This is a genomic window from Anaeromyxobacter diazotrophicus, assembly GCF_013340205.1.
Taxonomy (GTDB): domain Bacteria; phylum Myxococcota; class Myxococcia; order Myxococcales; family Anaeromyxobacteraceae; genus Anaeromyxobacter_A; species Anaeromyxobacter_A diazotrophicus.
The window spans coordinates 145,772-171,749 of record NZ_BJTG01000001.1; the positions used below are offsets into that span (position 1 = coordinate 145,772).

Sequence of the window (25,978 nt, forward strand, 5' to 3'; positions counted from 1 at the left end):
CTACTGCATGCTGACGCCGGCCATGATGTTCTGGCCCGCGTCGACGTGGAGCGTCTCGCCGGTCACGTTCTTGGCGAGGTCCGAGCAGAGGTAGACGGCCGCGCCGCCGACGTCCTCGTGGTCGATGTTGCGGCGGAGCGGCGTCTTCTCGGCGTTCTCGCCCAGCATGGCGCGCATGCCCTTGATCCCGGCGGCGGCGAGCGTCTTGAGCGGCCCGGCGCTGATGGCGTTCACCCGGATGCCGTCCTGCCCGAGGTCCTGCGCCAGGTAGCGCACGCTGCACTCGAGCGCGGCCTTGGCGACGCCCATCACGTTGTAGTTCGTGACCACCTTCTCGGCGGCGAAGTAGCTGATGGTGATGATGCTCGCGCCCGGCTTCATGAGCGGCTTGTAGGCGCGGGAGAGCGCCACCAGGGAGTAGGCCGACACCTCGAGGGCGGTCCGCCAGGCGTCGCGGGTGGTGACGTCGGTGAAGCGGCCCCCCAGCGCCTCGCGCGGCGCGTAGGCGATCGAGTGCACCAGCACGTCGATGCGGTCCCAGACGCGCGCGATCTCCTCGGCGCTGCGGGCGATCTGCTCGTCGCTCTGCACGTCGCAGTCGAGGATGGCCTTCGCCATCGGCTGCACGAGCGGGATGACCCGCTTGCCCATCGCCTCGCCCGGGTAGGTGAAGGCGAGCTCCGCGCCCTGGCGCTGGAACGCCTGCGCGATGGCCCACGCGATGCTCCGGTCGTTCGCGACGCCGGTGATGAGCGCGCGCTTGCCCGCCATGAGCGTGCCCTCGGCGGCTGCGCCATGCTCCTGCGTGGTCCTCGTGGTGTCGTCGCCAGGCATCCTGCTCGCGCTCCTTCCCGTCGTTGGGGGCGCCCTACATATCGCAATCGAGGGCGAGCCTCCAGGCGTTCCGCCGCTCCGTCCGGCGTAGACTGTGCCGCATGGCGCCAAAGCCTCACCGCCCTCGACTGCCCGACTGCACCGGCGCGCTCGTGGCCGGCGGCCAGGGCAGCCGCCTCGGCGGCGCCGCGAAGGGCCTCCTCCGGCTCGGCGGCGAGCCGCTCGTCGCCCGCGCGCTGCGCGTCTTCGACGGCCTCTTCGCGGAGTCCGTGCTGGTCGCGAACGACGCCGCGCCCTATGCCGCGCTCCCGGTGCGGGCCACGCCCGACCTGCTCCCAGGCCGCGGCGCGCCCGGCGGCCTGCACGCGGCGCTCTCCGCCGCGCGCACGCGCTGGGTGTTCACGGCGGCCTGCGACATGCCCTTCCTCGACGCGGCGCAGATCGCCTGGCTCGCCGCGCGGCGCGAGGGCGCGCCGGCGGTGGCGGTCGTGTGGCGCGGACGGCTGCAGCCGCTCCACGCCTTCTGGTCCACCGCCTGCCTGCCGGAGATCGACCGGCTCCTCCGTCAGGGCCAGCCCTCGATGTGGCAGCTCGCCACCGCGGTCGGCGCCCGGCTCGTGCCGGAGGAGTCCTGGCGCGAGGTCGATCCGGAGGGGCGCGCCTTCGAGAACGTGAACACGCCGGAGGACGCGGCGCGGCTCGGGCTCGAGGTGCCGTAGCCCGCGTGCGCGTCCTCCCCACCTCCTCCCCGGAGGTAGGCCCGGCCGAAGCCCAACCCCCAGGTCCCCCGAGCCTCCGCAAAGCGGAGGTATGGCGCGGGATTGCGCACCGCGTTCGGGGCAGACCCATGTGGGCCATTGCAGACAAGCGATACCGGATCGTGGCCGGACCGTGGGTGTGTGGAAGCCGATTTCCCACGGGTTATCCACCTTTCCCACCGACCTATTCACATCGCGTGCGACGCCGAGGTGACGGGAGCGTGTCACCTTGGGTGCAAGCCCCGCGGGAGGAGCGACCGCCTCGCGAGCGCGCGGGCAGGCGGGCGAGCGGCCGCCCGCGGTCTTGCTTCGAAGGCCGGTTGGTGGTCGGCTCGACGCCCGTGCGCCTCCTCCTCCCGCTCCTCGCCGCCCTGGTGGCCGTCGCGCCGGCCGCGCCCGCCGCGGCCGAGCTTCCGCCCGCCGCCGCGGGCGCGTCCTTCGGCGCCGCGCCGCTCGGGCTCGGCACGCCCGGCCCGTTCCGGCAGCTCTTCCTCGACCCGCCGCTCTCGGACGCGCGCGCGGTGGGCACGCCGTCGCTCTCGGCGCGGCTCGAGAGCGCCAACAGCTGGTCCGTCCCGGCGCTCTTCGGCCGCGGCGGGCGGGTGGTGGCGGTGCAGAACGACGTCGAGGCGGACGCCCTCGTCCTCTCGGTCCGGCTGCCCTGGACCCTCCTCGCGCCGGGCGGCTTCCGGGAGCGGCTCACCACCACCCTCGGCTGGCGCGCCACCGCGTTCTGGGGCGGCTTCGAGGACGGGGGCATCGAGGCGTGGCACGGCCTCGTCGGTGCCTACAACTTCCAGCGCCAGCTCTACCCGCGCGACCACATCCACCTGCGCCTCCTGGAGCCGGGGGGGCCGCGCGCGCTCGACCTGGAGTCCGGGCGGTTCTCGGCCGGCGACCTCGTGCTCGCGACGCAGGCGCTGCTCGCCTCCGGCGGCCGGGCCGAGGCGCGCGGCTCTCCGCCCGAGGCGCCGGCCTGGGGGATCTCGGCCCGCCTCGACCTGAAGCTCCCCACCGGCTCGCTGGCGCAGGCGGGCGGGTCGGGCGGCTTCGACGCGGGCGTGGCGCTGCTCGGGTCGTTCGAGCTCACCCGCTGGGCGGTGCTGCACGGGATGCTCTTCGGCACCGCGACCTCGGCGCTCGCCTCGTCGGTGGCGCTGCAGCCCCGCACCTTCCACGCCGGCGTCGACCTCTCGCTCGCGGTGCTGCTCGGGCCGGTGACCCTGCTGGCCGAGGACCGCTACCTCTCGGCGCTCATGGAGGGCGGCTGGACCTCGCTCGACGGCGGGAGCGACGACGCCTACATCTCGTCGGCCTACGCGGCGCTCTTCCGGCCGCACAACCAGGTCTCCTTCGGCCTGCGCTGGCGGGAGCTCACCCTCTCCTTCTCCGAGGACTTCACCCCCGGCTCGAACCCGCGCGGCGCCCGCTCCTGGTTTTACAACGAGAACGCGCCCGACACGGTGCTCGCGCTCACCTTCACGCTGCCGCTCTGACCGCGCCGCCCGCGCGGCCCCTCGCGCTGACCCCTCCCCGGCCGTGCCGCCGGCAGGGCCGGTGCGTACGATCCCTCGGGGGGAGCCATGACCCAGGCGAGGTGGTGGACGGCGCTCATCGTGGCGGGTTGGGCCGCCGCGGCGAGCGGGGAGGCGCGCGGCGCAGGCGCCGGGTGGACGGGCGGGCAGCCGCCCGCGACGAAGAGCGCGGGCCCGGAGGCCGAGCGGGCCGCCTCGGCCCAGCAGCAGCCGCCCCGGTTCGAGCGCGGGCTCGGCATGCTGGGCGCGGCCGGCGCCGCCCCCGACCGCCGGGGCGAGCTGCGCCTGGGCGGGTTCGGCCGCCTCCGGGCACCCTCCGCGGCGGCCTCCTACGGCGAGGCGGCTTCGGCGGGCGGCGGGGCGTCGTACCAGGCGTGGAAGTCCGGCGACCAGGTCCGCAGCACGAGCGCGGCGGACGTGCGCTCGGCGCGGGTGCAGCAGGCGCCGGAACTGGAGTGGGCGGGCGGGCAAGCCGGCGCCAGCCGGGCGAACCTCCCGTACGGACTGAAGGTGCAGCAGGAGCAGGGGAGGCCCAGGCCATGAGGCGTCGGGCGATCGGAGTGGGCTTGGCGGCTGCGGGCCTGGCGGCGGCCGCCCCCGCCTGGGCGCAGACGGCGGGGCAGTCCGGGCAGCCGATGGGCAGCGTGACGACCCCAGGCGCGGGGCCCGCCACGAGCGGCGCCGGAGCGACCGCCGCGCCCGGGACGGCCGCCGGCGGCGTGGGCACCGGCACCGGCACGAGCACCAGCCCCGGCGCGACCGGCACCGGGACGGCCGCGGGCGTCGGGACCCTCGACGGGGGCGCCGGCTCGTACGGAGGGATGAACACGATCGGCGGGACGCCGGGCACGACCTCCACCGGCACCGCCGGGGCGCCGGGGAGCAGCGGCGTCGGCGCCGGGGGCACCGGCGGCGTGGGCGTCGGCGGCGCGAGCGGTGTCGGCGCGCCCGGCGGGATCGCCCCGACGCCCGCCACCCCGCCCGCGCCGGCCACCCCGCCCCAGGCGCCGGGCGCGAGTCCGTAGGTCGCTTACCCGAGCGCGAGCGCCGCCGCGGAGATCGCGGCGGCGCCCAGCGCGAGCCAGGCGACCGACTCGCCGATGCGCCCGCCGTGCAGCTGCCGCAGCGCCCGGATCGCCGGCCCCCAGGCGGCGGCGACGGCGGCGCGCAGCCGCTCCGGCAGCCGCCGTCGCAGGAGCACGGCCAGCGCCAGCGCCAGCGCGCCCGCCGCGAACGCTCCGCCTCGCGCGGCGGCCGGCCCGAGCGGCGCCTCCAGGGTGCGGGACACCGGGGGGAGCGGGGTGCCCTGCAGCACGCGCGCGGCGTAGCCGGGGCCGTCGGCGAAGCGCGCCCCGGCCGCGCGCGCCCCCTCGCCCAGTCCGGGCCACAGCCCGGCGGCGAGCCCGAAGCCGAGGAGGAGGAGCGCCGGCAAGGACATGGTGAGCGGGATCCGCTCGCGGGAGGGGCGCGTCTCCGGCGCCTCCGACGTCTCCCCGCCGGTCTCGGGCGCGTCGGGCTCGCGCGGCCCCAGCCCGGCGAAGATGCGGAGCGCCGCGCGCAGCACGGCCGCCCCGGTCACCGCCGCGGCCAGCGTGAAGAGCCAAGCCAGCGCCTGGTGGCCGGAGGCGCGCAGCGCCTCGTCGAGCAGCGCGTCCCCGCGGAAGAGCGCGAAGGGCGGCGCGCCGGCGAGCGCCAGCCCGCCGGCGCCGAGCACCACCGCCGGGACGGCGAGGCGCCGCCCGCGCCCGCGCAGCGCCACCTCGTCCACCGAGCGCAGCCGGTGCAGCACCATCCCGGCGCCGAGGAAGAGGGCGCCCTTCACGAGCCCGTGGCCGAGCGCATACACCGCCGCCGCGGCGTAGCCGCCCGGGGTGGCGAGCGAGAGCGCGGCGAGGAGCAGGCCGCCGTGGGAGACGGTCGAGAAGGCGAGGAGGCGTTTCAGGTGCCGCTGCGCGAAGGCGAGCGCCGCGCCCACCCAGGCCGTGAGGAGCCCGAGCCCGAGCAGCGCCGCCCCCAGGGCGTGGCCGCCCGGCGGCAGGAGGCCGTGGAAGGCGGTCGCGGCGAGCCGCATGACGGCGTAGAGGCCCGCCTCCACCATGACCCCGGAGAAGAGGACGCAGGCCGGGGTGGGCGCCACGGCGTGCGCGTCGGCCAGCCAGAAGTGGAACGGGACGGCGGCCCCCTTCACCAGGAACCCGGTGGCGAGCAGGGCGAAGGCGAGCAGCGTCACCGGCCGGGGCGCCCCCGGGACCGCGACCGTGAGCTGCGCCAGCGAGAGCGCGCCGGTGGCGCCGTAGAGGAGGGAGAGCCCGAAGAGCACCAGCGTGGCCCCGAGCGTGTTCACCACCGCGAAGTGGAGCGCCCCCTGCACCACCGCCGGCTCCTCCGTCTTGTAGCCGGCGAGCGCGTAGGCGGAGACGCTCATGAGCTCGAAGAACACGAACAGGTTGAAGAGGTCGCCCGTGAGGCCGAAGCCGGTGAGCGCCGCGACGAAGACGAGCAGGAGGACGTGGAAGTGCCCCTCGGCCGAGTCGAAGTAGCGGAAGGAGAAGACGAGCGCGGCCGCCCCGAGGCCGCAGGAGAGCGCCGCGAGCCCCCCGCCGACCGGGTCCACCGCCAGGGCCACCCCCACCGCGATCCCGCCCCGCGGCCTCCAGCCGCCCAGCCACGAGACGACCAGGTCCTCCCGGCCGCGCCAGGCGCACGCGGCCGCGAGCGCGCCCGCCGCGAGGAGCGCCAGGAGCGCGACGGCGTCGCGGGCCCAGCGCGGCAGGTGGCGGCCGACGGCGGCGAGGAGCGCCGCCGCGAGCACCGGGAGGACCACCGCCAGCGGCGCCAGCCGCTCCATGGCGCGGCTAGCCCCTGAGCCGCGTCAGGCGGTCGGGGTGGAGCGAGTGCGCGGCGGCGTGCGCCTTCACCACCAGCGCGAGCAGGAGCGCCGTCACCGTCGCCCCTACCACCACGTCGGTCAGCATGAGCGCCTGCACGATGGGGTCCACCAGCGGCGCGCCGGGCGGGGGGTAGCCGTCGGACGGCAGCGTGAGCGGCGCCGCCCCGCCGCGCCGCCAGCCCACGCCGAGGAGCACGAGGTAGGTCGAGCTCTGCACCACCGAGAGGCACACCACCAGGTGGACCAGGTTCTTGCTGGTCGCGACGCCCCACACGCCGCAGAGCAGGAGCCAGGCGGCGGCGGCCCACGGCAGCGCTCCGGCGGCGCCCGCGAGCGTCACCAGCCCCCCTCCAGCCGCTCCTCGAGCGCCTCGGCCAGGAAGACGGTGAGGAGGAGCAGGAGCCCGCCGGCGACCGCGAGCGCCACCGCCAGGTTGAGCGGGAGGATGGTGCCGGCCGAGAGCACGTCCCCGATCTGCCCGGCCGGCAGCACGTTCTCGAGGTAGGCCCGGCGGGCGAGGAGCCCGAGGAGCCCGGTCGCGGCGTAGAGGCCGATCCCGGCGCCCTCGCCGATCGCGACCAGCAGGCGCGGCGCGATCCGGCGGAAGACGTCCGCCTCCATCGCGAGGTAGACCGAGAGCGGCACCGTCGCGAGCACCACCCCGCCCTGGAACCCGCCGCCGGGCGAGACCTGCCCGTGGGTGGCGAGGTAGAGGCCGAGGCAGACGCCGGCGCCCGCGAGCCCCCCGCCGAGCACGCGCACCGCGCTGCTGGTGGGGGGCGGCCGCCGGCCGGCCGCGCGGTCGCGCTCCTCCGCGTGGCCCTCGCGGCGCGGGCCCTGCCGGAGCAGGAGGCCCGCGCCCGCGACCGCCGTGAAGAGGATGAGCTCCTCGCCGAGCGTGTCGAAGCCGCGGTAGTCGAAGTTGACGGCCGCCACCGCGTCCCCGGCGCTCCGCTCGGGCGCGGACCGCCGCGCCAGGAGATCGCCGTAGGCGCTCGCCCCCTCCCCCGCGGGCGGCAGGCGCGCCAGGCCGGCGGCGAGCGCGGCGGCGAGGACCAGGAGCCCCGCCCACAGCACGGCCGCGCGCCCGCGCGCGCTCACCGCGCCGCCCCGCCGGTGCGCTCGCGCCGGTGGCGCTCCGCGTCGCGCCGGATCTTCGCCAGCGAGAGCAGGATGACGAGCGGCAGCGCCACCGCCCCCACCACGAGCTGCGAGAGCGCCACGTCCGGCGCCTGGTGCAGGAAGAAGAGCAGCGCCAGCACGAGCCCGAAGAGGCTCACCACGAGCGCCTGCGCCAGCGGCTCGCGGGTGAGCACCACCCCGGTCCCCACGGCGGCGGCCAGCACGAGCACGGCGATCCGGAGCGCCTCGATCACGCGCCCTCCTCCCGCTCCGGCGGCCAGCGCCGGTGCTGGCGCACGAAGGCGGCGCGCGCCAGCGCGTGCGTCACCACCCCGTTCAGCACCGTCAGGAGCGCGGTGACGAGGAGCGGCTTCACCGCCGCGAGCGGGCCCGCCTCGAGCGCGATGGCGCCGGTGAGCAGCGCCGCGCCCAGCGTCGAGGGCGGCGCCACGAAGTGGAGCCGCTGCCACGGGTCGCGCATCACGGCCAGCCCGAGCGCGCAGGCGAGCGTGAGCAGCACGGCGGCGCCGGCCAGGAGCGCCGCGAGCCCGTGCTGGAGCGCGCCCCAGCTCACAGCCACCGCTCCAGGAAGCGCGCGAAGACGAGGCCGCCGCCGAAGGACATCACCCCCAGGGTGAGGGCCAGGTCCTGGAACGCGGCCGGCCCGAAGGCCTGCGCCAGGGCGAGCAGGAGGAGCGTCAGGATCACCCCCGCCATCTGCAGCCCGGCGGCGCGGTCGACCGGGTCGCCCCGCAGCACGACCACCACCGGCCCGAGCAGCGCCAGGAAGAGGCCGGCGGCGGCGAGCCGGAAGATCACGGCCGCGCCCCCAGCCGCCGGGTCATGTCGGGCACCTCGCTCCGCTCGAGCTGGTGGAACCAGAGGAGCCCGCGCTCCGCGTCCACCCCGAGCACGATGAAGTTCGGGGTCATGGTGGTGTAGGCGACCGCGAGGGCGCGGCGCGCCTGCTCGCGCGGGCCCGGACCGCCGGCGTCGAACCGGACCGCGAGGAGCAGCGAGGGGGCCGGCCGCCCGCCGAGCTGGCGCGCCAGGACGCGCAGGATCTCGACCGTCCCGGTGAAGGCGTAGGGCGCGACCTGCCAGCCGGCGAGGAGCCACCGGCCCGCCCCGGCGAAGGTGGCGCCGTTGCGCGACCAGACGAGGCGCGAGGCGACCGCGGCCAGCAGCGCCGCGCCCGCGCCGACCGCGAGCTCGGAGGGCGCGAGCCGCTGGGTGAACGCGAGCCAGGCCGCGTAGGCGCCCGCGAGGTGGAGCGCCCATTCGACGGCGCGGCGACGCACGGTGGGCGCGGGCTCGGGCATGGCGCTGAGGCGCCGCGGTGCGCGGCGCCTCGGGAGAGCTTGCCCACGGCGGGGCCAAAGCTCACCGCCCCGGCGCGGTCGGGACGCCTGCCCGGCCTCCGAGCGGCCGCCCCCCGGCGCCGCGACACCCCGCCGCGACACGCGGGGCGCGGGTCGCGTAAGATGCGCGGCCCCGGAGGATCCATGCCCAGCATCGAGAAGTACATCAAGCGCGACGTCATCGCCCTCGACGCGTCCACGACCTGCGCCGACGCCGCCCACCTCATGGAGGCGCGGCGCATCGGCTCGGTCGGCGTGCGGCGCGACGGCAAGCTCGTCGGCCTCGTCACCGAGCGCGACCTCGTCTACGGCGTCATGGCCAAGGGCGAGAGCCTGCAGAAGCCGCTCGGCGAGGTCATGCGCGCGGACCGGCCGGCGGTGACGCCCACCACCACCGAGCGGGACGCCGCGCACCTCATGCAGGCGCACCAGACGCGGCACCTGCTGGTGAAGAGCGACGGCGAGGCGATCGGGGTCATCTCCATGCTCGACGTGCTGTCGCTCATGCTCGAGGACAACCGCTTCCTCATCGAGCAGCTGCACACGTACATCCGCGGCGGCCGCGGCGGGTAGCCGCCCGGCCGTCAGGGCCCCGCGCGCGGCGCGGCGCGCGCCGGCGGCCGGGCCGGGAAGGTCACCTCGAAGAGCGTGCCGGTGGCCTCGTCGGAGCGCACCACCACGCGCCCGCCGTGCGCCCGGACGATCTCGCCCACGATGTAGAGCCCGAGCCCGACGCCGCCCCAGGAGTTCCCGGCCCCGTCGCCGCGCTTGAACGGCTCGAAGAGGTGCTCGCGCAGCCGCGGCGGGATGGGCGTGCCCTCGTTGTGCACCGAGAGGATCCGCTCCTCGCCCTGCCCGCGCCAGGCCAGCGCCACCGGCGTGCCGGGGGCGCCGTAGCGCACGGCGTTGGTGAGGAGGTTCATCACCACCTGCTGCATGCGGTCGGGGTCGAACACGCCCGAGCCGTCGCCCTGCGGCTGGTAGACGACGGTGCGGCCGGGGTGGGCGGCCTCGACCTCGTGGACCGCCTCGCGGCAGAGGGTATCGAGGTCGGCCGGCCGGAACGACACCGGCAACCCTTGGCCCAGCCGCGCCCGCGAGTAGTCGAGCAGATCGCTGATGAGGCGCGACATGCGCGCGGCGCCGCTCGTCACGCGCTCGAGGGCGCGGCGGTGGCGCTCCGGCAGCGCGCGGTCGCGCAGCACCAGCGCCGCCGAGGCGCTGAGCGCGGTGAGGGGGGTGCGCAGGTCGTGGCCCACGATGCCGAGCAGGTGCGCCTGCACCTCCTGCGAGCGGCGGCGCTCGGTCACGTCGCGCAGGTAGGCGGAGAGCCCGCCCTGGTGCGGGAAGGCGCGCACCTCGAACCACCGCTCGCCGGCGCGCGTCTCGAAGGTGATGGGGGCGTGCTCCTCGGCGGCCCGCCGCAGCTCGTGCTCCGCGGCGGGGCCGCACAGCGTCTGGCAGCTCGACCAGAGATCCGCGCCCAGCAGCGCGTCGTGCCGCGCGCCGAGCAGCTCCTCGAAGGTGCGGTTCAGGTAGACGAGGCGCCAGGCGCGGTCCACCGCGAAGAAGGCGTCGGCGATGGTCTCGAGGATGGCGGCGTTGCGGGCGAAGGCCTCGCGGGCGCGGTTCTCGTCCTCGTACTGCTTGCGCCGGAGCTGCGCGTGGACCCGCGCGCGCAGCACGGTCAGCCCGCGCGCCGTCGAGACGTAGTCGTCGGCGCCGGCCTCCACCGCCGCCGCCATGGCCTCGTGCTCGTCGCGCGGCCCGAACAGCACGAGCGGCAGCTCGCGGCGCGCCGGGTCGGCCTGGGTGCGCCGGCTCGCCTCCAGCGCGGCCGCCAGCGAGGGCGTGGCGTCGAGCACGATGCCGTCCACCCGGTCCACCGCCAGGAGGTCGAGCGCGTCCTGCAGCGAGGTGGCGACGGCGACGTCGTGCCCCTCCCCCCGGAGCTCCTCCAGCGCCGCCTCGGCCGGCGGCGCCCCCAGCCCGACCGCCAGGATGCGCTTCGGGGCCAGCGCCCCCGCCGTCCCCAGCTCCGCCGGCGGACGCGCCCCGCGCAGCAGCGCCTCCAGCCGGGCCAGCACCAGCGGGTCGGAGCCCTCGCCCTTCGCTACGTAGGCGTCGGCGCCCGCCTCGAGCGCGCGCACCTCGCCCTCCGGGCCGGCGGCGGTGAGGAGGATGCACGGGGTGGTGCGCAGCACGGCGTCGCCGCGGAGCCGCCGGATGAAGGTCGCGCCGTCCATCCCCGGCATGACCCCGTCCACCACCACCGCGCTCGGGCGGCGGTCGGCCGCCGCCCGCAGCCCCTCCCCGCCGGAGTCGGCGGTCACCACCGTGAAGCCGGCCCCCTCCAGCGCGGCCCGGAGCGCCTCGCGGGCGGTGGCGCTGTCGTCGATGACGAGCACCGGGCGGCGCGGCGGCGCCGGCTCGTCCGAGCCGGTCCGCCGCACCAGCTCGCGGGCGCGGGCCACGAGCAGGCTCGCGTCGTAGGGCTTCCCCACGTACTCGTCGGCGCCGGTCTGCAGCCCGCGGATGCGGTGCTGCACCTCGGCCTCGCTGGAGAGCAGCATGACCGGCGTCTCGCCGTGGTCAGGGGAGCACTTGATCTCCGCCAGCAGCTCGAGCCCGTCGCCGTCCGGCAGGAGCACGTCGAGCACCACCAGCGCGAACCGGCGGCGGGCCAGCGCGGCGCGCGCCTCGCCGGCGCCGGCCGCCAGCTCGGGCGCGAACCCGGCGGCGGAGAACGCCTCCTGCAGGTCCATCCGGACGGTCAGGCTGTCGTCGACCACGAGGACGGGGATCACGCGCCGCCCCCCGGCCGCGCCGCCTCGAGCAGCGCCGGCCCGATCTCCTGCAGCGGGAGGACGCGCTCCGCGGCCCCGAGCAGGATGGCCTCGCGCGGCATGCCGAACACGACCGAGGTGGCCTCGTCCTGCGCCACGGTGGCCGCGCCGGCGCGGCGCATCGCCAGGAGCCCCTCGGCGCCGTCCTTGCCCATCCCGGTGAGCAGGCACCCCAGCGCCGCCGGCCCGAGCGCGCGCGCCAGCGACTCGAACAGGACGTCGACCGAGGGCTTGCACGAGAGCCGCTCGGGCCCGTCGTCGAGGCGGAGCGCCCCGCGCTCGACCACCAGGTGCCGGCCGGGCGGCGCCATCAGGACCCCGGCGCCCGGCGCCAGGCGCTCGCCGTCCCGCGCGTAGCGGACGCGTACCGAGAGCTGCGCGTCGAGCCACTCCGCGAACGCCTTCCCGAACGGCTCGTTGATGTGGATGACGAGCAGCACCGGCAGTCGGAAGCCGCGCGGCAGCGCGCGCAGGATCTCCACCACCGCGCCCGGCGAGCCGGTCGAGCCCCCGAGCGCGAGCACCTCGAGCGGCGGCCGCCCGGCGGAGGGGAAGACCGGCGTCGCCGCCGGCCGCCCGCGCGCGCTGCCGCTGAACCGGCCGCGCAGGTGGGTGATGACCTTGATGCGCGCCACGAGCTTCACGGTGGCGCGCAGCCGCGCCTCCCAGTCGCCGTCGAGCTCGTCGCCGCGGGGCTTGTCCAGCACGTCGATGGCGCCGGCGGCGAGCGCGTCGTAGGTGCGGTAGAGCTCGCCGCGGTTGGTCGAGGCCGACACCACCAGGATCGGCGTCGGGCAGTACGCCATGATGTGCTCGGCGGCGGCCACGCCGGTCATGACCGGCATCATCATGTCGAGCGTCACCACGTCCGGCCGCAGCCGCTCGCACAGCTCGATGGCCTGCTTGCCGTCCTCCGCCTCGGCGATCACCGCGATCTCGGGATCCTGCGCCAGCACCTCCACCAGGCGCTTGCGGATGGTGAGGGAGTCCTCGGCGACGAGGACGCGGATCCGGGGGCTCACGCGAGCAGCTCCTCGATCTGGGCCAGCAGCTTCTGCTGGTCGAACTCGGACTTCACCACGTAGGCGCGCGCGCCCGCCTCGAGCCCGCGCCGCCGGTCCTCGGGCGCCGCGCGCGAGGTGACGAGGATGGCCGGCGTGACGGCGAGCGCGGGGTCGGCGCGGGTGGTGCGCACGAACTCGAACCCGTCCATCCCCGGCATCTCCACGTCCACCAGGAACAGCCCGAAGCGGCGCCGCCGCGCCTTGTCGAGCGCCTCCTCCGCAGAGACCGCCAGCTCGACCTCGTAGCCGGCCGACTCCAGGATGCTCTGCTGCAGCATGCGGGTGGTGAGCGAGTCGTCCACCACCAGCACCGGCGCGCGGGCGCGGCGCGGCGCGGGGGGCGGCGCGGCGGCGCGCGCCGCGGCGGCCAGCCCGGCGGGGTCGAGCACCAGCCGCGGCTGGCCCTCGCCGTCGAGCGCCGCGCCCAGCACGAAGGGCTCCGCGCGCGCGTGCTCCGGGACCGGGTGCACCACGATCTCCGAGGTGCCGAGCAGCCGGTCCGCGCCCAGCGCCACGCGCTCGCCCCCGGCGCGCACCACGAGGGCCGCGAAGGCCCGCCGCGGCCGCTCCGCGCCGCCGTCGCGCAGCAGGCGGCCGAGCGGCAGGAACGGGAGCACCTCGCCCTCGTGGGAGAGGCCCGCGCCGCCGGGCCCCTGCGCCAGCCGCTCCGGCCAGACGTGCACGGTACGCTCGACCGCCTCGAGCGGCACGGACGCCACCGCCCCGCCCGCCTCGACGTGCAGCGCGCGCACCGACGAGAGCGAGAGGGGCACCGCCAGCTCGAGGGTGGCGCCGCGCCCGGGCTCGCTCTCCAGGCTGGCGGTGCCGCCGAGCCGCGTCGCGCTGTCGCGCACCACGTCCAGCCCCACCCCGCGCCCGGCGAGGTCGTTCACGGCCGGGCTGGTGGAGAGGCCGCCGCGCAGGAGGAGCGCCGCCAGCGCCGCCGGCGCGAGCGCGGGCGCCTCGGCCGGCGTCGCCAGCCCCTTCCGCACCGCCGCGGCGCGCACCGCCTCGGCGTCCACCCCGCGCCCGTCGTCCCGGCACCTGAAGACGAGGGTGGCGCCCCGCCGCTCCACCTCGACCCGCACCCGGCCCGCCGGCGGCTTGCCGCGCGCCGCGCGCTCCGGCGCGGGCTCGATCCCGTGCGCGACCGCGTTGCGGACGGCGTGCAGGAGGGCGTCGCGGACCGGCGTCAGCAGGTGGGCGTCGATGCGGACCTCCCCCCCGCTCGCCTCGAAGGCGACCTCCCGGCCCAGCGCGTGCGCGGCGTCGCGGGTGGCGCGCTGGAGCGCGCCGAAGACGGCGCGCGCCGGGACGAGCCGCAGGCGCTCGGCGGCCCCGCGCAGCTGCGCGATCTCGCGCTCGGCCCGGTCCGCCCGCGCCGAGAGGCTCCGCTGCACCGACCCGAGCGCGCGCGCCAGCTCGTCGACCAGCCCGCGCAGGCGCGCCGGCGGGGGCGCCGGCTCGGCCTCGCCGTGCCGCGGGGCGAGCTGGTCGGACAGCGCGCGGGTGAGCTCGCGCGCGTGGCCGAGGGCCGCCAGCCCGCGCCGGAGCGCGCCCGCCTGCACCCCGGCCTCGAGCGCCGAGGCGAGCAGCGCGTCCGCCTCCGGCAGGTCCACCCGCAGGCTCTGGTAGGGCGGCTCGCCGGCAGCGGCCCGCCGCGGCGCCTCGGCGGCCGCGGCGTCGCCCGTCGCCCCGGGGCCGGCAGCGGCGGAGGCGGAGGAGGCGGCGGCGGCGGCGGGCGGCGCGTCCACCTCGGCCAGCCGCGCCGCCATGCCGTCGACCGCGCGGAGGAGCGCGTCGATCCCCTCGCGCGGGAGCGGCGGCGTTCCCTCGTCGCGGTGGGGAGCGAGCTGATCCTCGGCGGCGTGGGCGAGCTCGGCGATGGCGGGCAGCTGCACCACGCGCGCGGCGCCCTTCAGCGTGTGGGCGAGCCGGAGCAGCCGCGCCACCACGGCGCGGTCGCCCGGCGCGCGCTCCAGCTCCAGGATGCCCCGCGAGAGCCCGTCGAGGAGCTCGCGCGCCTCGACGCGGAAGTACTTGTACTTGTCGCGCCCCACTACGCGGCGGCCCTCGGCTGCACCAGGCGCGCCAGGTCGCGCGACATCGAGGCGAGCTGCGAGGCCGTCTGGAGCGACTGGCCGGAGCTGGCCTCGGCCTCCCGGGTGGCCTGCGCGACGTTGGAGATGGCGACGTTCACCTGCTCCACGGCGGTGGTCTGCTGCTTCGTCGAGAGCTCGATCTCCCGCGCGGCCTCGGTGGTGGTGGCGACGAGCCGCGCGATGTGGCCGAAGGAGCTCGCCACCTCCGCGAACTGGCGCGCGCCGGCGTCCACCGTCTTCGAGCCGCTCTCGGTGGCCATGACGGTGGTGTTGACCGCCGAGCGGATCTCGTCGACCAGCGCCCGCACGTCCTTGGTCGAGCCGCCGACGCGGTCGGCGAGCTTGCGGATCTCCTCCGCCACCACCGCGAAGCGGCGCCCGCCCTCGCCCGCCCCGGCCGCCTCGATGGTGGCGTTGATGGCGAGGATGTTCGTCTGCTCGGCCAGCTCGTCGATGATCTCCACGATGCCGCCGATCTGCTGCGACTTGCGGCCGAGCTCGAGCATGTGGTTCACGACCAGGTCGACCTGGCGCCGGATGCTGCCCATCGACTCCTGCCCCATGCGCACCGTCGCGTCGCCGGCCCGGGCCGCCCCGGCGGTCTCGGCGGCGACCGCCGCCACCCGCTGCGCGCTCTCCGCGATCTGGCGCGAGGTGGCGAGCAGCTCGCTGATGGTGGTGGTGATCTCGGCCATGGCGGTCGCCTGCTGCTTGGCACCGGTGGCCTGCTGGCCCGCCGCCGCCTGCAGCTCGGCCGACGAGCTCTGGACGTGCTGCACGGCGCCGAAGATGCGGCGGGAGAGGGCCCGCGCCAGCAGCACCGCCAGGATCGCGGCCAGCGCCACCCCGCCGGCCGCCAGCAGCACCACCAGCCGGACGGCGCGCGCGGCGGCCTCGCTCGAGGCCGCGCGCTGCTCGCGCAGGAGCCGGTCCTCGCGGGCGATGAAGCGGTCCACCAGCTCCTCGAGCCTCGCGCGGGCCGGGCGCACCTCGCGCTCGAGGCGCACCGCCAGCGCGTCGAGGTGCGCCTCCGGGGTGCGCGCCGCGAGGAGCGCGTCGACCACGCGCTGGTGCTCGTCCTCGGCGCGCCCGATGTCCGCCAGCAGCTGGCGCCCCTCGTCGGTCTGGACCTCGCGCTCGAGCGTCTGCACGACGTCGTGGAACTTGTCGCGCGCCTCGCGCATGTTGCCGCGGTACTGCGGCTCGCCGGTCATGAGGAACGCGCGCGCCTCGGCCCCCTTCCGCAGGAGGAGCGCGTGCAGCCGCTCGGTGTCCACCATGCGCTGGGCGGCGACGTCGATGACCTGATCCTTGCGCTCCACCACGTCGTGCAGGGCGTAGACCGCCACCCCGGCCACCGCCACCGCGACGGCCACCACCGCGGCCAGCGCGCCGACCAGCTTCTGTGAGTACGTGAACCGCTCCGCCATCGCGCCCTCGCTCCCGTGCGCCGGGGGTCTCTCCCCGGCGCCGTCAAGATAGACCGATCTCGCGCAGCAAGGCGGGCAGGCTCGCCACCGGCACCGCCGCGCCCTCGAGCCGCACCAGCTCCCGCAGCGGACCCGCGCCGCCGCGCGCCGCCTCGAGCGCCGCCGCCGGCACCCGCCGGTACGCCTCGAGCGCCCCGAAGGCGAGCCCGAGCCGCGCCGGCCCGCCGGCGAGGAGCAGCCACCGCGGCGCCTCGCCCCCTTCTTCCAGCCCGAGCAGGCGCGCCAGTCCGTAGACCGGGAGGAGCGTCCCGCGCAGGCCCGTGACCCCCAGGAGCTCCCGGCGGCGGCTGGGGACGGGCTCGATGCGCCCGCAGGCCACGAGCCCCCCGGTCTCGAGCGCCCGCACCGCCACGCGGCCCGCGCCGGCCCGCAGCACGAGCAGCGGGACCTCGGCCGGAGCGGGGCCCGCCGGCGGAGCGTCGAAGGCGGCGTCGAACTCCGCCCGCAGCTCCTCGAGCGTCGCGCGCGCGCTCACGGCTCGCCCCCGGCCGCCCGCAGCTCCGCCCGGCACAGCTCCGCCAGCGCGTCGCGGCTGAAGCCGCCGCCGAGGAGCAGCACGCGCGAGGCGTCCTCGCCGGCGAGCAGGGCCAGCGCCCGCGAGAGCTCGCCGCGCGCCTTCTCGCGCTCGCCAGCCCGCTGCGCCATGAGCCCGAGGTGGAGCCGCGGCAGGGCGAAGGTCGGGTCGAGGTAGAGGGCGTAGTGATCCTGGTTCCTGGCCCCCTCGGCGTCGCGGGCGTGCTCGCGGCAGAGCGCCATGACGTAGTGCGCCTCGGCCGAGAGCTCGTCGAGCGCGAGGACCCGGGCGCAGGCGGCCTCGGCGCCCGCGGGGTCGCCGCTGCTCGCGAGCACCACCGCGCGCAGGAGCAGCGCGTCGGGGTCGGTCTCGGCCTCGAGCGGCCGGGCCGCCAGCAGCGCCAGCGCGTCGGCGTAGCGCTCCTGCCGGGCGAGGTCGAGCGCGGCCGCGAGCTGGAGCGGTCCGCCCGGGGGCGGAGGCGTGGCCGAGTGCCCGGGCGCGGAGGCGCCGCCCGTGATCGCCGCCACGCGCGCCGAGGCGGCGCGGATGGCCTCCGGCCAGCCGGGGTCGGCGGGGGCGGCGGCGAGCGGCGGCGCCGCGGCCGGCGCCCGGCGCGGCGCGACCGCCCCGGAGACCGCGTCCTCGCCCGCGCCGCGCAGCTGGTAGTAGAAGGTGTCGTGCGAGTGCCGCAGGTGGAAGCGGCCCGACACCCCCCGCAGCGTCTCGGCGTGCCCCAGGAACAGGAAGCCGCCCGGCGCCAGGGACGCGGCGATGCGGTCGACGACGCGCCGGCTCACCTCGGGGGCGAAGTACATGGTCACGTTCCGGCAGAAGATCGCGTCGTACGCCCCGGGGGTCCAGAGCGCGGGATCCTCCGCGACGAGGTTCCGCTGGTCGAAGGATACCATCGCCCGCACCGCGGGCCTGACGGTGAACTCCCGGTCGGTCCCCTCGAAGAACCGCGCGCGCGCCTCCGCCGACGTCTGGCGCAGCGACCACTCGCCGTACCTTCCCGCCCGCGCCCGCTCCAGCGCCGCCGGGTTCACGTCCACGCCGCGCACGGAGACGTCCCAGCCCGCCAGGCCGGGGGCGTCCTGGAGGAGCATGGCGAGGGTGTAGGGCTCCTCGCCCGAGGAGCACCCGGCCGACAGGAAGCGCAGCCGCCGCTCCCCGTCGCGGGCCGCCAGCCGCGCCGGGACCACCACCTCGGCGAACGCGCGTAGGTCGTTGCCGTTCCGGAAGAAGTAGGTCTCGCCGACGGTGAGCCGCTCCGCCAGGAACGCGAGCTCCTCCGGGTCGCCCGCCTCGACGCGCCCGAGCCAGACGCCGGCCGGCACGTGCCGCAGTGCGCCCAGCCGCTTCGCGGCCACCGCGTCGAGGTCGTCGAGCTTGGTGTCGTCGAAGTGGAGCCCGAGCCGGGCCGCCACCGCGACCCGCAGCCGCTCCAGCTCGTCGCCGCGGAGGCCGAGCGTCACGGCGCCTCTCCCGCCGCGCGCAGCACCTCGTCCGGGACGAGGCGGCCCGCCTCGAGCACCACCAGGAGCTCGCGGTCGAGGGCCCGCAGCGACGCCAACGCGCCCTCCGCCGCCCTCGAGAGGAGCGGGAGCTCCCCGGCGGCGCCGGGCAGCGCCCGCACCCCCGCGACCTGCCGCACCGCCAGCGCCGCCACCCGCGCCCCGCAGCGGAGGATCACCCAGCGCGCCGGCGCGGCCTCCGCGGCCCCCCCGAGGAACGCCGCCAGGTCCACCACCGGCGCCGGCGCGCCCCGCACCAGGCCCACCCCGGAGACCCACGGCGGCGCGCCCGCCAGCGGGCGGACCGCGGCCGGCCGCCGGGTCTCGACGACCGCCTCGACGGGCAGCGCGCAGAGCCCCCCGCCCGCCCGGACGACGACGACACGCTGCGGCAACGGCTCGGACACGAGGCCTCCTCAGGAGTGAGATAGGCGAGCGGGAGCCCCGGCCGCAAGCGCGGCGTGCGGCGGCCGCCGCTACCCGGCGCCGCGGAGGAAGAGCGCCGCCATGGGCGGGAGGGTGAGGACGAGGGACCAGGGGCGGCCGTGCGCCGCCACCGGCGCCGCCTCCACGCCGCCGAGGTTCCCCCAACCCGCCCCGCCGTACACCACCGCGTCTCCGTTGAGCGCCTCCTGCCAGAAGCCGCCGCGCGGCACTCCGACCCGGTAGTTCACCCGTGGCACGGGGGTGAAGTTCAGCACCACCAGGATGTCGGCGTCCCCCTCGTCGCCGTGCCGCAGCAGCGTCAGCACGCTCGACTCGGCGTCGGTGCAGTCGACCCACGCGAAGCCGGCCGGGTCGAAGTCGTGGCGGTGGAGCGCCGGCTCGGCGCGGAGGAGGCGGTTGAGGTCGCGCACCCAGGCGCGAACGCCCTCGTGGCGCTCGTCGCCGAGCAGGTGCCAGTCGAGGCTCCGCTCGTGGCTCCACTCCTGCCCCTGCGCGAGCTCGCCGCCCATGAAGAGCAGCTTCTTCCCCGGCTGCGCCCACAGATCGCCGTAGAGGAGCCGCAGGCCGGCGAACTTCTGCCGGTCCTCGCCCCACATCTTCCCGAGCAGGGAGCCCTTCCCGTGCACCACCTCGTCGTGAGAGAGCGAGAGCACGAAGTTCTCGGAGAACGCGTACATCATCCGGAACGTGATCTCGTTGTGGTGGTACTTCCGGAAGACGGGGTCGTGGCGCAGGAAGCCGAGCGTGTCGTGCATCCACCCCATGTCCCACTTCATCCCGAACCCGAGCCCGCCCAGCCAGGTGGGCCGCGAGACCATGGGCCAGGAGGTGGACTCCTCGGCCACGGTCTGCACGTCCGGGTGCTCCTGGTAGACGACCTCGTTGAGCTTCCGCAGGAAGGCGACCGCCTCGAGGTTCTCGCGCCCGCCGAAGCGGTTCGGGACCCACTCGCCCTCCTTGCGCGAGTAGTCGAGGTAGAGCATCGAGGCGACCGCGTCCACGCGCAGCCCGTCGGCGTGGAAGACGTCGAGCCAGAAGAGCGCGGAGGAGAGGAGGAAGCTCCGCACCTCGTTCCGGCCGTAGTTGAAGATGTAGCTGTCCCAGTCCTGGTGGTGACCCTGCCGCGGGTCGGCGTGCTCGAACAGGTGCGTGCCGTCGAAGTACGCGAGCGCGTGCTCGTCGGTGGGGAAGTGCGAGGGGACCCAGTCGAGCAGGACGCCCACCCCGCGCTGGTGGAGCGTGTCGACGAGGTACATGAAATCCTGCGGGGAGCCGTAGCGGCTCGTGGGCGCGAAGTAGCCGGTGCACTGGTAGCCCCAGGAGCCGTAGAACGGGTGCTCCATGACGGGCAGGAGCTCGACGTGGGTGAAGCCCATCTCCACGGCGTAGTCGGCGAGCGCCGGCGCCAGCTCGCGGTAGGTGAGCGGCCGGTTCCCCTCCTCCGGCACGCGGCGCCACGACCCGAGGTGGACCTCGTAGATGCTCATCGGGCTCCCGAGCCCGTTGCGCGCCGCGCGATCCCTCATCCACGCTTCGTCGCCCCACGCGTGATCGTGGCTCGCCACGACCGAGCCGGTCCGCGGCGCCACCTCGGCGCGGAAGGCGAACGGGTCGGCCTTGTCCACGGCGTAGCCGGCGTGGCGGGAGCGCAGGTGGTACTTGTAGACGGTCCCCTCCGCGAGGCCGGGGACGAAGCCCTGCCAGACGCCCGAGGCGCCGAGCGGCCGGAGCGCGTGGCGCTCCTTGTCCCAGCCGTTGAAGTCGCCCATGACCGAGACGCGCTCGGCGTTGGGCGCCCAGACGGCGAACGAGACCCCCGCCACGCCGCCCACGACCGCGAGGTGCGCCCCGAGCGCGCGGTAGGCGCGGTAGTTCGTCCCCTCGTTCCACAGGTGCAGGTCGGCGTCGGAGGGGCCGCCGGCGTGGAGCACGGCGGGCGTGGGGAGCGGGGTGGCGATCGGCGCCGCGGGCGCGCGCGGCGCCGCGGCGCGCGGGGTGGCCCTCTTGCTCTTCACCGCGTCTCCCTCCTCCGCGCCGCCGGGAGCGGCGCGCCCGAGGAGATCTTCGAGCCCCGAGAGCGGCAGCGCCACCCATTCCGGCCGGTGATCGAGCTCGTAGCCGAGCTCGTAGGCGGCCTTCTCCACCAAGAAGAGATCGAGGAGCGCGCGCAGCTCCTCGGGACGCTGCGGCAGGAAGGCGGCCCCGCGGGCGGCGCCGAGGTAGGCGCGGAGGAAGGTGCTCGCGACGGCGCGGTACCAGGCGTGGGCCCAGGGGGAATTCGACCGCTCGGAGCACGCCGCGTAGTGAAAGCTGCGGATCATACCGGCCACGTCCCGCAGCGGGGAGCGCAGCGTGCGGCGCTCGGCGAGCGGCTGCGCGGGCTCGCCCTCGAAGTCGATGAGCACGAAGTCGCGGCCGGTCCACAGCACCTGGCCGAGGTGGTAGTCGCCGTGCGTGCGGAGGCGCAGCGACCCGAGCTCCTGATCGCCGAGCGCCCGCGCCAGCCCGAGGATCTCGCCCTCGCGCGCCAGCACGGCCTCGGCGGGCCGGCGGACCTCGGGCGGCAGCGCCGGGAGGCGCGCGCGGAGGAGGCCGAGGTTCCGGCGCACGAGCGCCGCCACCCCCTCGCGCAGCGCCGCGCGGTCGGAGGGCGCGAAGGGCGCGGGCTCGAAGCCGGGGTGACCGCGGGCGCCCGCCAGCGCCAGGTGCAGCTCGGCGGTGCGCCGGCCGAGCAGCGCCGCCGCGTCGAGGTACGGGCCCACCAGCTCGCGCGCCCACTCCGGTGGCCCGGCCGCCGCGAGCTCGAGGAGGTGCCCGTCCCAGGCCGGCGGCGGCCCCCGGCCCCGGGCGCGCTCGAGCGCCTCGGCGACCGCGCGGAGCGTGTACGACCACGCGTCGCCCTCGTTCGGCACGAACGCCTGCAGGACCCCGAGCGCGAGGGGCTCCCCGTGGCGCGGCCGGTACTCGAGCCCGCCCAGGGTGGGCGGCGTGTGCGGGAAGTGCGCCACGTCCGTCAGGAAGGCGCCGACCTCGAGGTCGGGGCTCGGCCCGGGCTCGGTCTTCCGGAACAGCTTCAGGATGAGGTGGTCGCCGAACCGGATGGAGGTGTTGCTCTGCTCGGCCAGCACGGGCCGCGGCTCGAGCCGGCTCGCGTCCACGGCGAGGCGCTCGAGCGCCGCCCCGTGGAACGCCACCAGCGCTCCGGCGCTCCCCTCGAACCGCCCGCCTCGGGCCACCGCCTCGAGCAGCGCCCGGCCGAAGGCGGGCTCGCGGTCGGCGGCGTACACGACGCCGCGCTCGCGCCCGGCGGTCGCCGCGGCGAGCTCGGCGCCGGGCTGCTCGCGCCGCAGCGCCTCGGCGCGGGCGCCCGGGGCGAAGGCGAGCGGCAGCGCGTACAGCTCCTCGCCGCCCCCGGCGTAGCGCACCCGCAGCAGCGCGAGGCGCGCCAGCCCGGGGCCCATCGGGATCGGCACCGCGTCCACGATCTCGACCCGCTCGACCGGGCGCGCCTTGCCGCCGAACCAGCGCCGCCCCGCGAGCCAGGCCGGCAGCGCCCGCTCGATCGCGCGCCGGACGGGCTCGTCGAGGCCGTCCTCCCAGGCGCGGGAGGCGCCCGGGGCAGCCGGTTCGGAGCCCTGGGTCGTCCGTGCCATGCCACCCTCAGAGGAAGTAGTCGAAGTCGCGCTCCGTCCGCAGCCGGCGGCGGATGCGGAAGATCTGCGCCGGAGCGGCGCGGGGGTCGATCTCGACGTAGTTGCGCGCGCCGCTCCAGGAATAGCGCCCGCCGCCGAGCAGGTCGTGGACCTGGAACGGCTCCCCCGGTTGGACCCCGAGCGCCTCGAGCGCGAGCTCCACCCAGCCGGCGTGGACGTGGTGCGGGTCGAGGTTCACCACCACCAGGATGCCGTCGGAGCCGTCCGGACGGGCCTTCGAGTAGGCGAGGAGCTGCTCGTCGTCCACGCGGTGGAACACGAGCCCCTCGTTGGCGTGGAGGGCGGGGTTCTCGCGCCGGATCTGGTTCACCCGCGCGATGAAGTCGCGCAGGGTGCCCCCCGCCGCCGGGTCCCAGGGTCGGAGCTGGTACTTCTCGGAGTCGAGATACTCCTCGCGCCCGGCCGCGAGCGGCCGCGCCTCGAGCTGCTCGAAGACCGGCCCGTAGACGCCGTAGCTGGCCGCGAGCGTCGCGGCCAGGACGAGGCGCGCCTGGAACATGGGCCGCCCGCCCCACTGCAGGGGCTCCGGCAGGATGTCGGGCGTATTGGGCCAGAAGCTCGGGCGGAAGAACTCCTTCACCGGCGCGCGGGTGAGCTCGCGCAGGTACTCGGTGAGCTCGAAGCGCGTGTTGCGCCAGGTGAAGTACGTGTACGACTGGCTGAAGCCGAGCTTGGCGAGCTGGTACATGACCTTGGGTCGCGTGAACGCCTCGGCCAGGAAGACGAGCTCGGGGGTCCTCCGGCGCGCGGTCGCGATGAGCCACTCCCAGAACCGGAACGGCTTCGTGTGCGGGTTGTCGACGCGGAAGATGCGGACCCCCTCCCCGACCCAGAACTCCACCACCCCCAGCAGCGCCTCCCACAGCTCGCGCCAGCGCGCGCACTCGAAGTCGAGCGGGTAGATGTCCTGGTACTTCTTGGGCGGGTTCTCGGCGTACTGGATGGAGCCGTCCGGCCGCCGCCGGAACCACTCCGGATGCTCCCGCACCCAGGGGTGGTCGGGCGAGCACTGCAGCGCGAGGTCGAGCGCCAGCTCCACCCCCGCCGCCCGCGCCGCCGCGAGCAGCGCGCGGAAGTCGTCGAGCGTGCCGAGCTCGGGGTGGAGCGCGGTGTGCCCGCCCTCGGCCGCGCCGATGGCCCACGGGCTCCCCACGTCGCCGGCCGCGGCGGCGGGGGCGTTGTTCCTCCCCTTGCGGTGCGCGCGGCCGATGGGGTGAATGGGCGGCAGGTAGAGGACGTCGAAGCCCATGCCGGCCACGTAGGGCAGCCGCGCCGCCACGTCGCGCAGCGTCCCGTGGCGCCCGGGCTCGGGCGTGGCGGACCGGGGGAAGAGCTCGTACCAGGCGCCGTACCGCGCCCGCTCGCGCTCGACGCACACCTCGAGCTCGCGGCCGAGGGCGGCGGCGCCGGAGCGGTCCGGGTGCCGCGCCATCACGAGGCCGAGCTCCTCGTCGAGCGCGGCGCGCGCCCGCGCCTCGACGGCGCCCTCGGCGCGGAGGACCCCCGCCGCCTCGGCGAGCCGCGCCGCGTCGGCGCCGCGGGCGCGTCCGGCGGCCGCCTCGACCAGCTCCGCGCCCACCAGCAGGTCGACCGGCTCCACCTGCCCCGCCTCGACCTTCTTCGCGAGGCCGGCGCGCCAGGTGCGGAAGGCGTCCACGAAGCCCTCGACCGTGTAGCGCCAGGTGCCGAGCGAGGTGACGGTGAAGGCGGCGCGCCAGCGGTCGTTTCCGCGCGGCTCCATGGCGAGCTCGGTCCAGCTGGGCTCCCCCTCGGCGCGGTAGCGGAGGAGGGCCGTGACGACGTCGTGGCCGTCCGCGAAGACGTCCGCCTCCACGGCGACCTGCTCGCCGAGCGTGCGCTTGACGGGGAAGCGGCCGCCGTCCACCTCCGGTGAGACGCCCTCGACCACCACGCGGGAGGGGCGCTCGCGGGGGTGCAGGCCGGGGGTGAGCATCGTCCAAGATGGTGCGGACGCGCCCCGCCGGCCGCCACGCGGCTCAGGGGGCGTGGTCGAGGGCCGCGAGCAGCGCCTCGTGGCGGGCGGCGAAGGGAGCGCCCCGGGAGCGGAGCGCCCGCGCGAGCGCCCGGGGCAGGTCGAGCGCGCGCCCCTCCGCCAGCCGCCGGCGGTAGAGCGCGCGGAAGTCGGCCGGCAGCCGCAGGGACCAGTTCGCCGGCGAGACCGTGCCGGGCACGTTGTACGGCTCGCGCTCGCCGAAGAGGTCGGTGAAGAAGATCATGACCTGGCGCGCCGGCCCCGCGAACAGGTCGGCGGCGCGCGCTTGTACGAGCGCCCCGGCGCTTCCCGCCACGCGCCGCACCCAGGCCTCCTGCGGCTCCCCGGGCGCGAGCAGCCGCGACGCGAGGTACTCGGCCTGCCGCGGCGCCGCGCCGGTCGCGATCCACCGCTCGGCGGCCGCGAGGATCGTCGGCGTGTCGTGGTTGCCGAGCATGATCCAGTCCTCCGGGCGCGCGTTCTCGCCGCGGTAGCCGTCCTCGGGGCGCGCCAGGTCGGCCTTCTGCGTCACGCGGAAGCGGCCGAGGCCGTGGCGCTCGAGCGCGCGCGCGAGCGGGTAGGGCTCCGTGCTCAGGATCTCGCAGGCCACCGCGTCGGCGCCGAGCCCGCGCCGCGCCGCCGCCGCCATGAGCGCGTCGAGGAGCACGCCGTAGCGCGTGACCTGCTCCGGGTCGAGGCGCGCCACCCACCCGTCGGCGTGGCGCGGCAGCTCCCGCCTGAGCTGGTCCGGGCGCGCCACCGCCAGCGGCCCGAGCGCGGGGTGATCCTCGAGGTCGGGGGAGGAGAAGAGCCGCGCCCCGGCCCGCACCGCCGCGCCCGGCTCCCCCTCGTCCCGGTACACCCACGGATCGACGAGGCCGTGCGGGTGGTCGAGCCGCAGCCCATCGTAGGCCGCGAACATCCGCTCGACGCGGTCGCGGAAGAAGCGCAGGGCCGGGCCGTCGCCGCCCGCCTCGCGGTATCGCCGCGGGTCGAGGAGCGGGTAGTGCCACGGCTGGCCGTCGGGGTTCGTGCGCGACGGCGGCGCGCCCATGCGGTAGCCGGGCAGGAGGAACGCCGCCGCGGCGTGCGCGTCGCGCGCCGAGATCCCGGCGTGGAGGTCGCCGAAGAGCGCGAGCCCCAGCGCCCCGGCGCGCTCGCGCAGCTCCGCGTGCTGCGCCTGCGCCAGGTACTGCGCGAAGGCGTAGCGGGCGCGCGCCTCGCCGTCCGGCGCGCCCTCGAACGCCGCGTCGCGGGCGAGCCAGGCCGCCTCCCGCGCCTGGAAGGCTTCGAGGTCCCGCGCCAGCGCCGCCACGGGGGGCGCCTCGCGGCGGCGCTCGAGCTCGGCGAAGGCGCGGCCGAGCGCGTCGTGGACGGCCTCGCGCGCGAACGCGAGCTCGGCGCGCGCCCCACCCCCGGGCCTCCCGGCGAGGCGCCGTGCCAGCCAGCCGCGGTCGAGGAGCTCCCCGAACGCCGGCCGGGTGAGCGGCAGGAGCGCCACCGAGGTGGGCTCGCGCGAGAAGAAGGCCCCGTCGTAGGGCGAGGCGTGGCCGGGCGGGAGCGCGCCCTGCGGGCCGAGCTGGAGGCCGTCGAAGCCGAGCTCGGCCGCGAATTCCAGCAGCGCGACGGCCCCGTCTCCGTAAGGCGTGCCGCGGCCGGTGTCCTCCTCCGGCGTGGAGGGGAAGGCGGCGTCGTGGAGGCCGAGGAGCAGCCGGCGGATCCCCAGCACCGCGAGCGCCTCCCGGATCGCGCCTGGCCGAGGCGAAGGCATGCCCTGGCCTATCGGGCGGCCGCG

General features: G+C 77.0%; 23 protein-coding genes. 5 read left to right on the top strand and 18 right to left on the bottom strand.

Annotated elements, in window-relative coordinates; translation table 11 throughout:
• Nucleotides 1-834: an enoyl-ACP reductase FabI gene (locus tag HWY08_RS00650; protein ID WP_176062193.1), complete on the bottom strand. Its 834-nt coding sequence runs from the start codon at nt 832-834 to the stop codon at nt 1-3.
• Between the two features lie 101 nt (nt 835-935).
• On the opposite strand from HWY08_RS00650, the gene mobA reads away from it, so the two are divergent.
• From mobA to HWY08_RS00670, 4 genes are all read left to right on the top strand, one after another.
• Nucleotides 936-1,553, top strand: coding sequence for a molybdenum cofactor guanylyltransferase (gene mobA / locus HWY08_RS00655; RefSeq protein WP_176062194.1), 618 nt, complete (start codon nt 936-938; stop codon nt 1,551-1,553).
• A gap of 380 nt (nt 1,554-1,933) precedes the next feature.
• Nucleotides 1,934-3,088 (top strand): DUF3187 family protein, encoded by a 1,155-nt coding sequence (locus HWY08_RS00660; RefSeq protein WP_176062195.1) that lies wholly within the window; start codon nt 1,934-1,936, stop codon nt 3,086-3,088.
• A gap of 87 nt (nt 3,089-3,175) precedes the next feature.
• The gene (locus HWY08_RS00665; protein ID WP_176062196.1) at nt 3,176-3,670 is read left to right on the top strand and encodes a hypothetical protein; all 495 of its coding nucleotides are present in this window, start codon (nt 3,176-3,178) and stop codon (nt 3,668-3,670) included.
• A gap of 23 nt (nt 3,671-3,693) precedes the next feature.
• Nucleotides 3,694-4,152 carry a hypothetical protein gene (locus tag HWY08_RS00670; protein ID WP_176062197.1) on the top strand — a complete coding sequence of 153 codons (459 nt, stop codon included), beginning with the start codon at nt 3,694-3,696 and terminating at the stop codon, nt 4,150-4,152.
• Nucleotides 4,153-4,157: 5 nt separating this feature from the next.
• Here HWY08_RS00670 and HWY08_RS00675 read toward each other — a convergent pair whose 3' ends face one another.
• The 7 genes from HWY08_RS00675 to HWY08_RS00705 are packed head-to-tail and all read right to left on the bottom strand — an operon-like array spanning nt 4,158 to nt 8,461.
• Entirely contained in the window at nt 4,158-5,975 is a 1,818-nt protein-coding gene (locus tag HWY08_RS00675) for a complex I subunit 5 family protein (RefSeq protein WP_176062198.1), read from the bottom strand.
• A 7-nt stretch (nt 5,976-5,982) separates the two neighbouring features.
• Nucleotides 5,983-6,357: a sodium:proton antiporter gene (locus tag HWY08_RS00680; protein ID WP_209005098.1), complete on the bottom strand. Its 375-nt coding sequence runs from the start codon at nt 6,355-6,357 to the stop codon at nt 5,983-5,985.
• A complete protein-coding gene (locus HWY08_RS00685) occupies nt 6,354-7,118 on the bottom strand; it encodes an MnhB domain-containing protein (RefSeq protein ID WP_176062199.1) in 765 nt (254 codons plus the stop codon). The genes HWY08_RS00680 and HWY08_RS00685 overlap by 4 nt, the downstream gene beginning before the upstream one ends.
• Complete coding sequence (locus tag HWY08_RS00690) at nt 7,115-7,393, bottom strand: Na(+)/H(+) antiporter subunit B (protein WP_209005099.1); 279 nt, start codon at nt 7,391-7,393, stop codon at nt 7,115-7,117. The genes HWY08_RS00685 and HWY08_RS00690 overlap by 4 nt, the downstream gene beginning before the upstream one ends.
• The gene (locus HWY08_RS00695) at nt 7,390-7,713 is read right to left on the bottom strand and encodes a monovalent cation/H(+) antiporter subunit G (protein WP_176062200.1); all 324 of its coding nucleotides are present in this window, start codon (nt 7,711-7,713) and stop codon (nt 7,390-7,392) included. The genes HWY08_RS00690 and HWY08_RS00695 overlap by 4 nt, the downstream gene beginning before the upstream one ends.
• Entirely contained in the window at nt 7,710-7,958 is a 249-nt protein-coding gene (locus HWY08_RS00700; protein ID WP_176062201.1) for a monovalent cation/H+ antiporter complex subunit F, read from the bottom strand. The genes HWY08_RS00695 and HWY08_RS00700 overlap by 4 nt, the downstream gene beginning before the upstream one ends.
• Entirely contained in the window at nt 7,955-8,461 is a 507-nt protein-coding gene (locus HWY08_RS00705) for a hypothetical protein (protein WP_176062202.1), read from the bottom strand. Before HWY08_RS00705 ends, HWY08_RS00700 begins: the two co-directional genes overlap by 4 nt.
• A 183-nt stretch (nt 8,462-8,644) precedes the next feature.
• Here HWY08_RS00705 and HWY08_RS00710 point away from each other — a divergent pair, with 183 nt between their 5' ends.
• Nucleotides 8,645-9,073: a CBS domain-containing protein gene (locus HWY08_RS00710; RefSeq protein ID WP_176062203.1), complete on the top strand. Its 429-nt coding sequence runs from the start codon at nt 8,645-8,647 to the stop codon at nt 9,071-9,073.
• An 11-nt stretch (nt 9,074-9,084) separates the two neighbouring features.
• Here HWY08_RS00710 and HWY08_RS00715 read toward each other — a convergent pair whose 3' ends face one another.
• The 10 genes from HWY08_RS00715 to HWY08_RS00760 form a co-directional block, all read right to left on the bottom strand.
• Nucleotides 9,085-11,307: a response regulator gene (locus HWY08_RS00715; RefSeq protein WP_176062204.1), complete on the bottom strand. Its 2,223-nt coding sequence runs from the start codon at nt 11,305-11,307 to the stop codon at nt 9,085-9,087.
• Nucleotides 11,304-12,368 carry a chemotaxis-specific protein-glutamate methyltransferase CheB gene (gene cheB / locus HWY08_RS00720; protein WP_176062205.1) on the bottom strand — a complete coding sequence of 355 codons (1,065 nt, stop codon included), beginning with the start codon at nt 12,366-12,368 and terminating at the stop codon, nt 11,304-11,306. Before cheB ends, HWY08_RS00715 begins: the two co-directional genes overlap by 4 nt.
• Nucleotides 12,365-14,470 carry a hybrid sensor histidine kinase/response regulator gene (locus tag HWY08_RS00725; RefSeq protein WP_176062206.1) on the bottom strand — a complete coding sequence of 702 codons (2,106 nt, stop codon included), beginning with the start codon at nt 14,468-14,470 and terminating at the stop codon, nt 12,365-12,367. The genes cheB and HWY08_RS00725 overlap by 4 nt, the downstream gene beginning before the upstream one ends.
• Complete coding sequence (locus HWY08_RS00730) at nt 14,470-15,942, bottom strand: HAMP domain-containing methyl-accepting chemotaxis protein (protein WP_176062207.1); 1,473 nt, start codon at nt 15,940-15,942, stop codon at nt 14,470-14,472. The genes HWY08_RS00725 and HWY08_RS00730 overlap by 1 nt, the downstream gene beginning before the upstream one ends.
• Before the next feature lie 43 nt (nt 15,943-15,985).
• Nucleotides 15,986-16,477 carry a chemotaxis protein CheW gene (locus tag HWY08_RS00735; protein ID WP_176062208.1) on the bottom strand — a complete coding sequence of 164 codons (492 nt, stop codon included), beginning with the start codon at nt 16,475-16,477 and terminating at the stop codon, nt 15,986-15,988.
• Nucleotides 16,474-17,991 carry a CheR family methyltransferase gene (locus HWY08_RS00740; protein WP_176062209.1) on the bottom strand — a complete coding sequence of 506 codons (1,518 nt, stop codon included), beginning with the start codon at nt 17,989-17,991 and terminating at the stop codon, nt 16,474-16,476. The genes HWY08_RS00735 and HWY08_RS00740 overlap by 4 nt, the downstream gene beginning before the upstream one ends.
• Entirely contained in the window at nt 17,988-18,437 is a 450-nt protein-coding gene (locus tag HWY08_RS00745; protein ID WP_176062210.1) for a chemotaxis protein CheW, read from the bottom strand. Before HWY08_RS00745 ends, HWY08_RS00740 begins: the two co-directional genes overlap by 4 nt.
• 69 nt (nt 18,438-18,506) lie before the next feature.
• Nucleotides 18,507-22,130, bottom strand: a complete 3,624-nt coding sequence (glgB, locus tag HWY08_RS00750) for a 1,4-alpha-glucan branching protein GlgB (protein ID WP_176062211.1) — start codon at nt 22,128-22,130, stop codon at nt 18,507-18,509.
• A gap of 7 nt (nt 22,131-22,137) precedes the next feature.
• Nucleotides 22,138-24,144: an alpha-1,4-glucan--maltose-1-phosphate maltosyltransferase gene (locus tag HWY08_RS00755; RefSeq protein WP_176062212.1), complete on the bottom strand. Its 2,007-nt coding sequence runs from the start codon at nt 24,142-24,144 to the stop codon at nt 22,138-22,140.
• 43 nt (nt 24,145-24,187) lie between these two features.
• Complete coding sequence (locus HWY08_RS00760) at nt 24,188-25,954, bottom strand: 4-alpha-glucanotransferase (protein ID WP_176062213.1); 1,767 nt, start codon at nt 25,952-25,954, stop codon at nt 24,188-24,190.
• Nucleotides 25,955-25,978 lie beyond the last annotated feature (24 nt).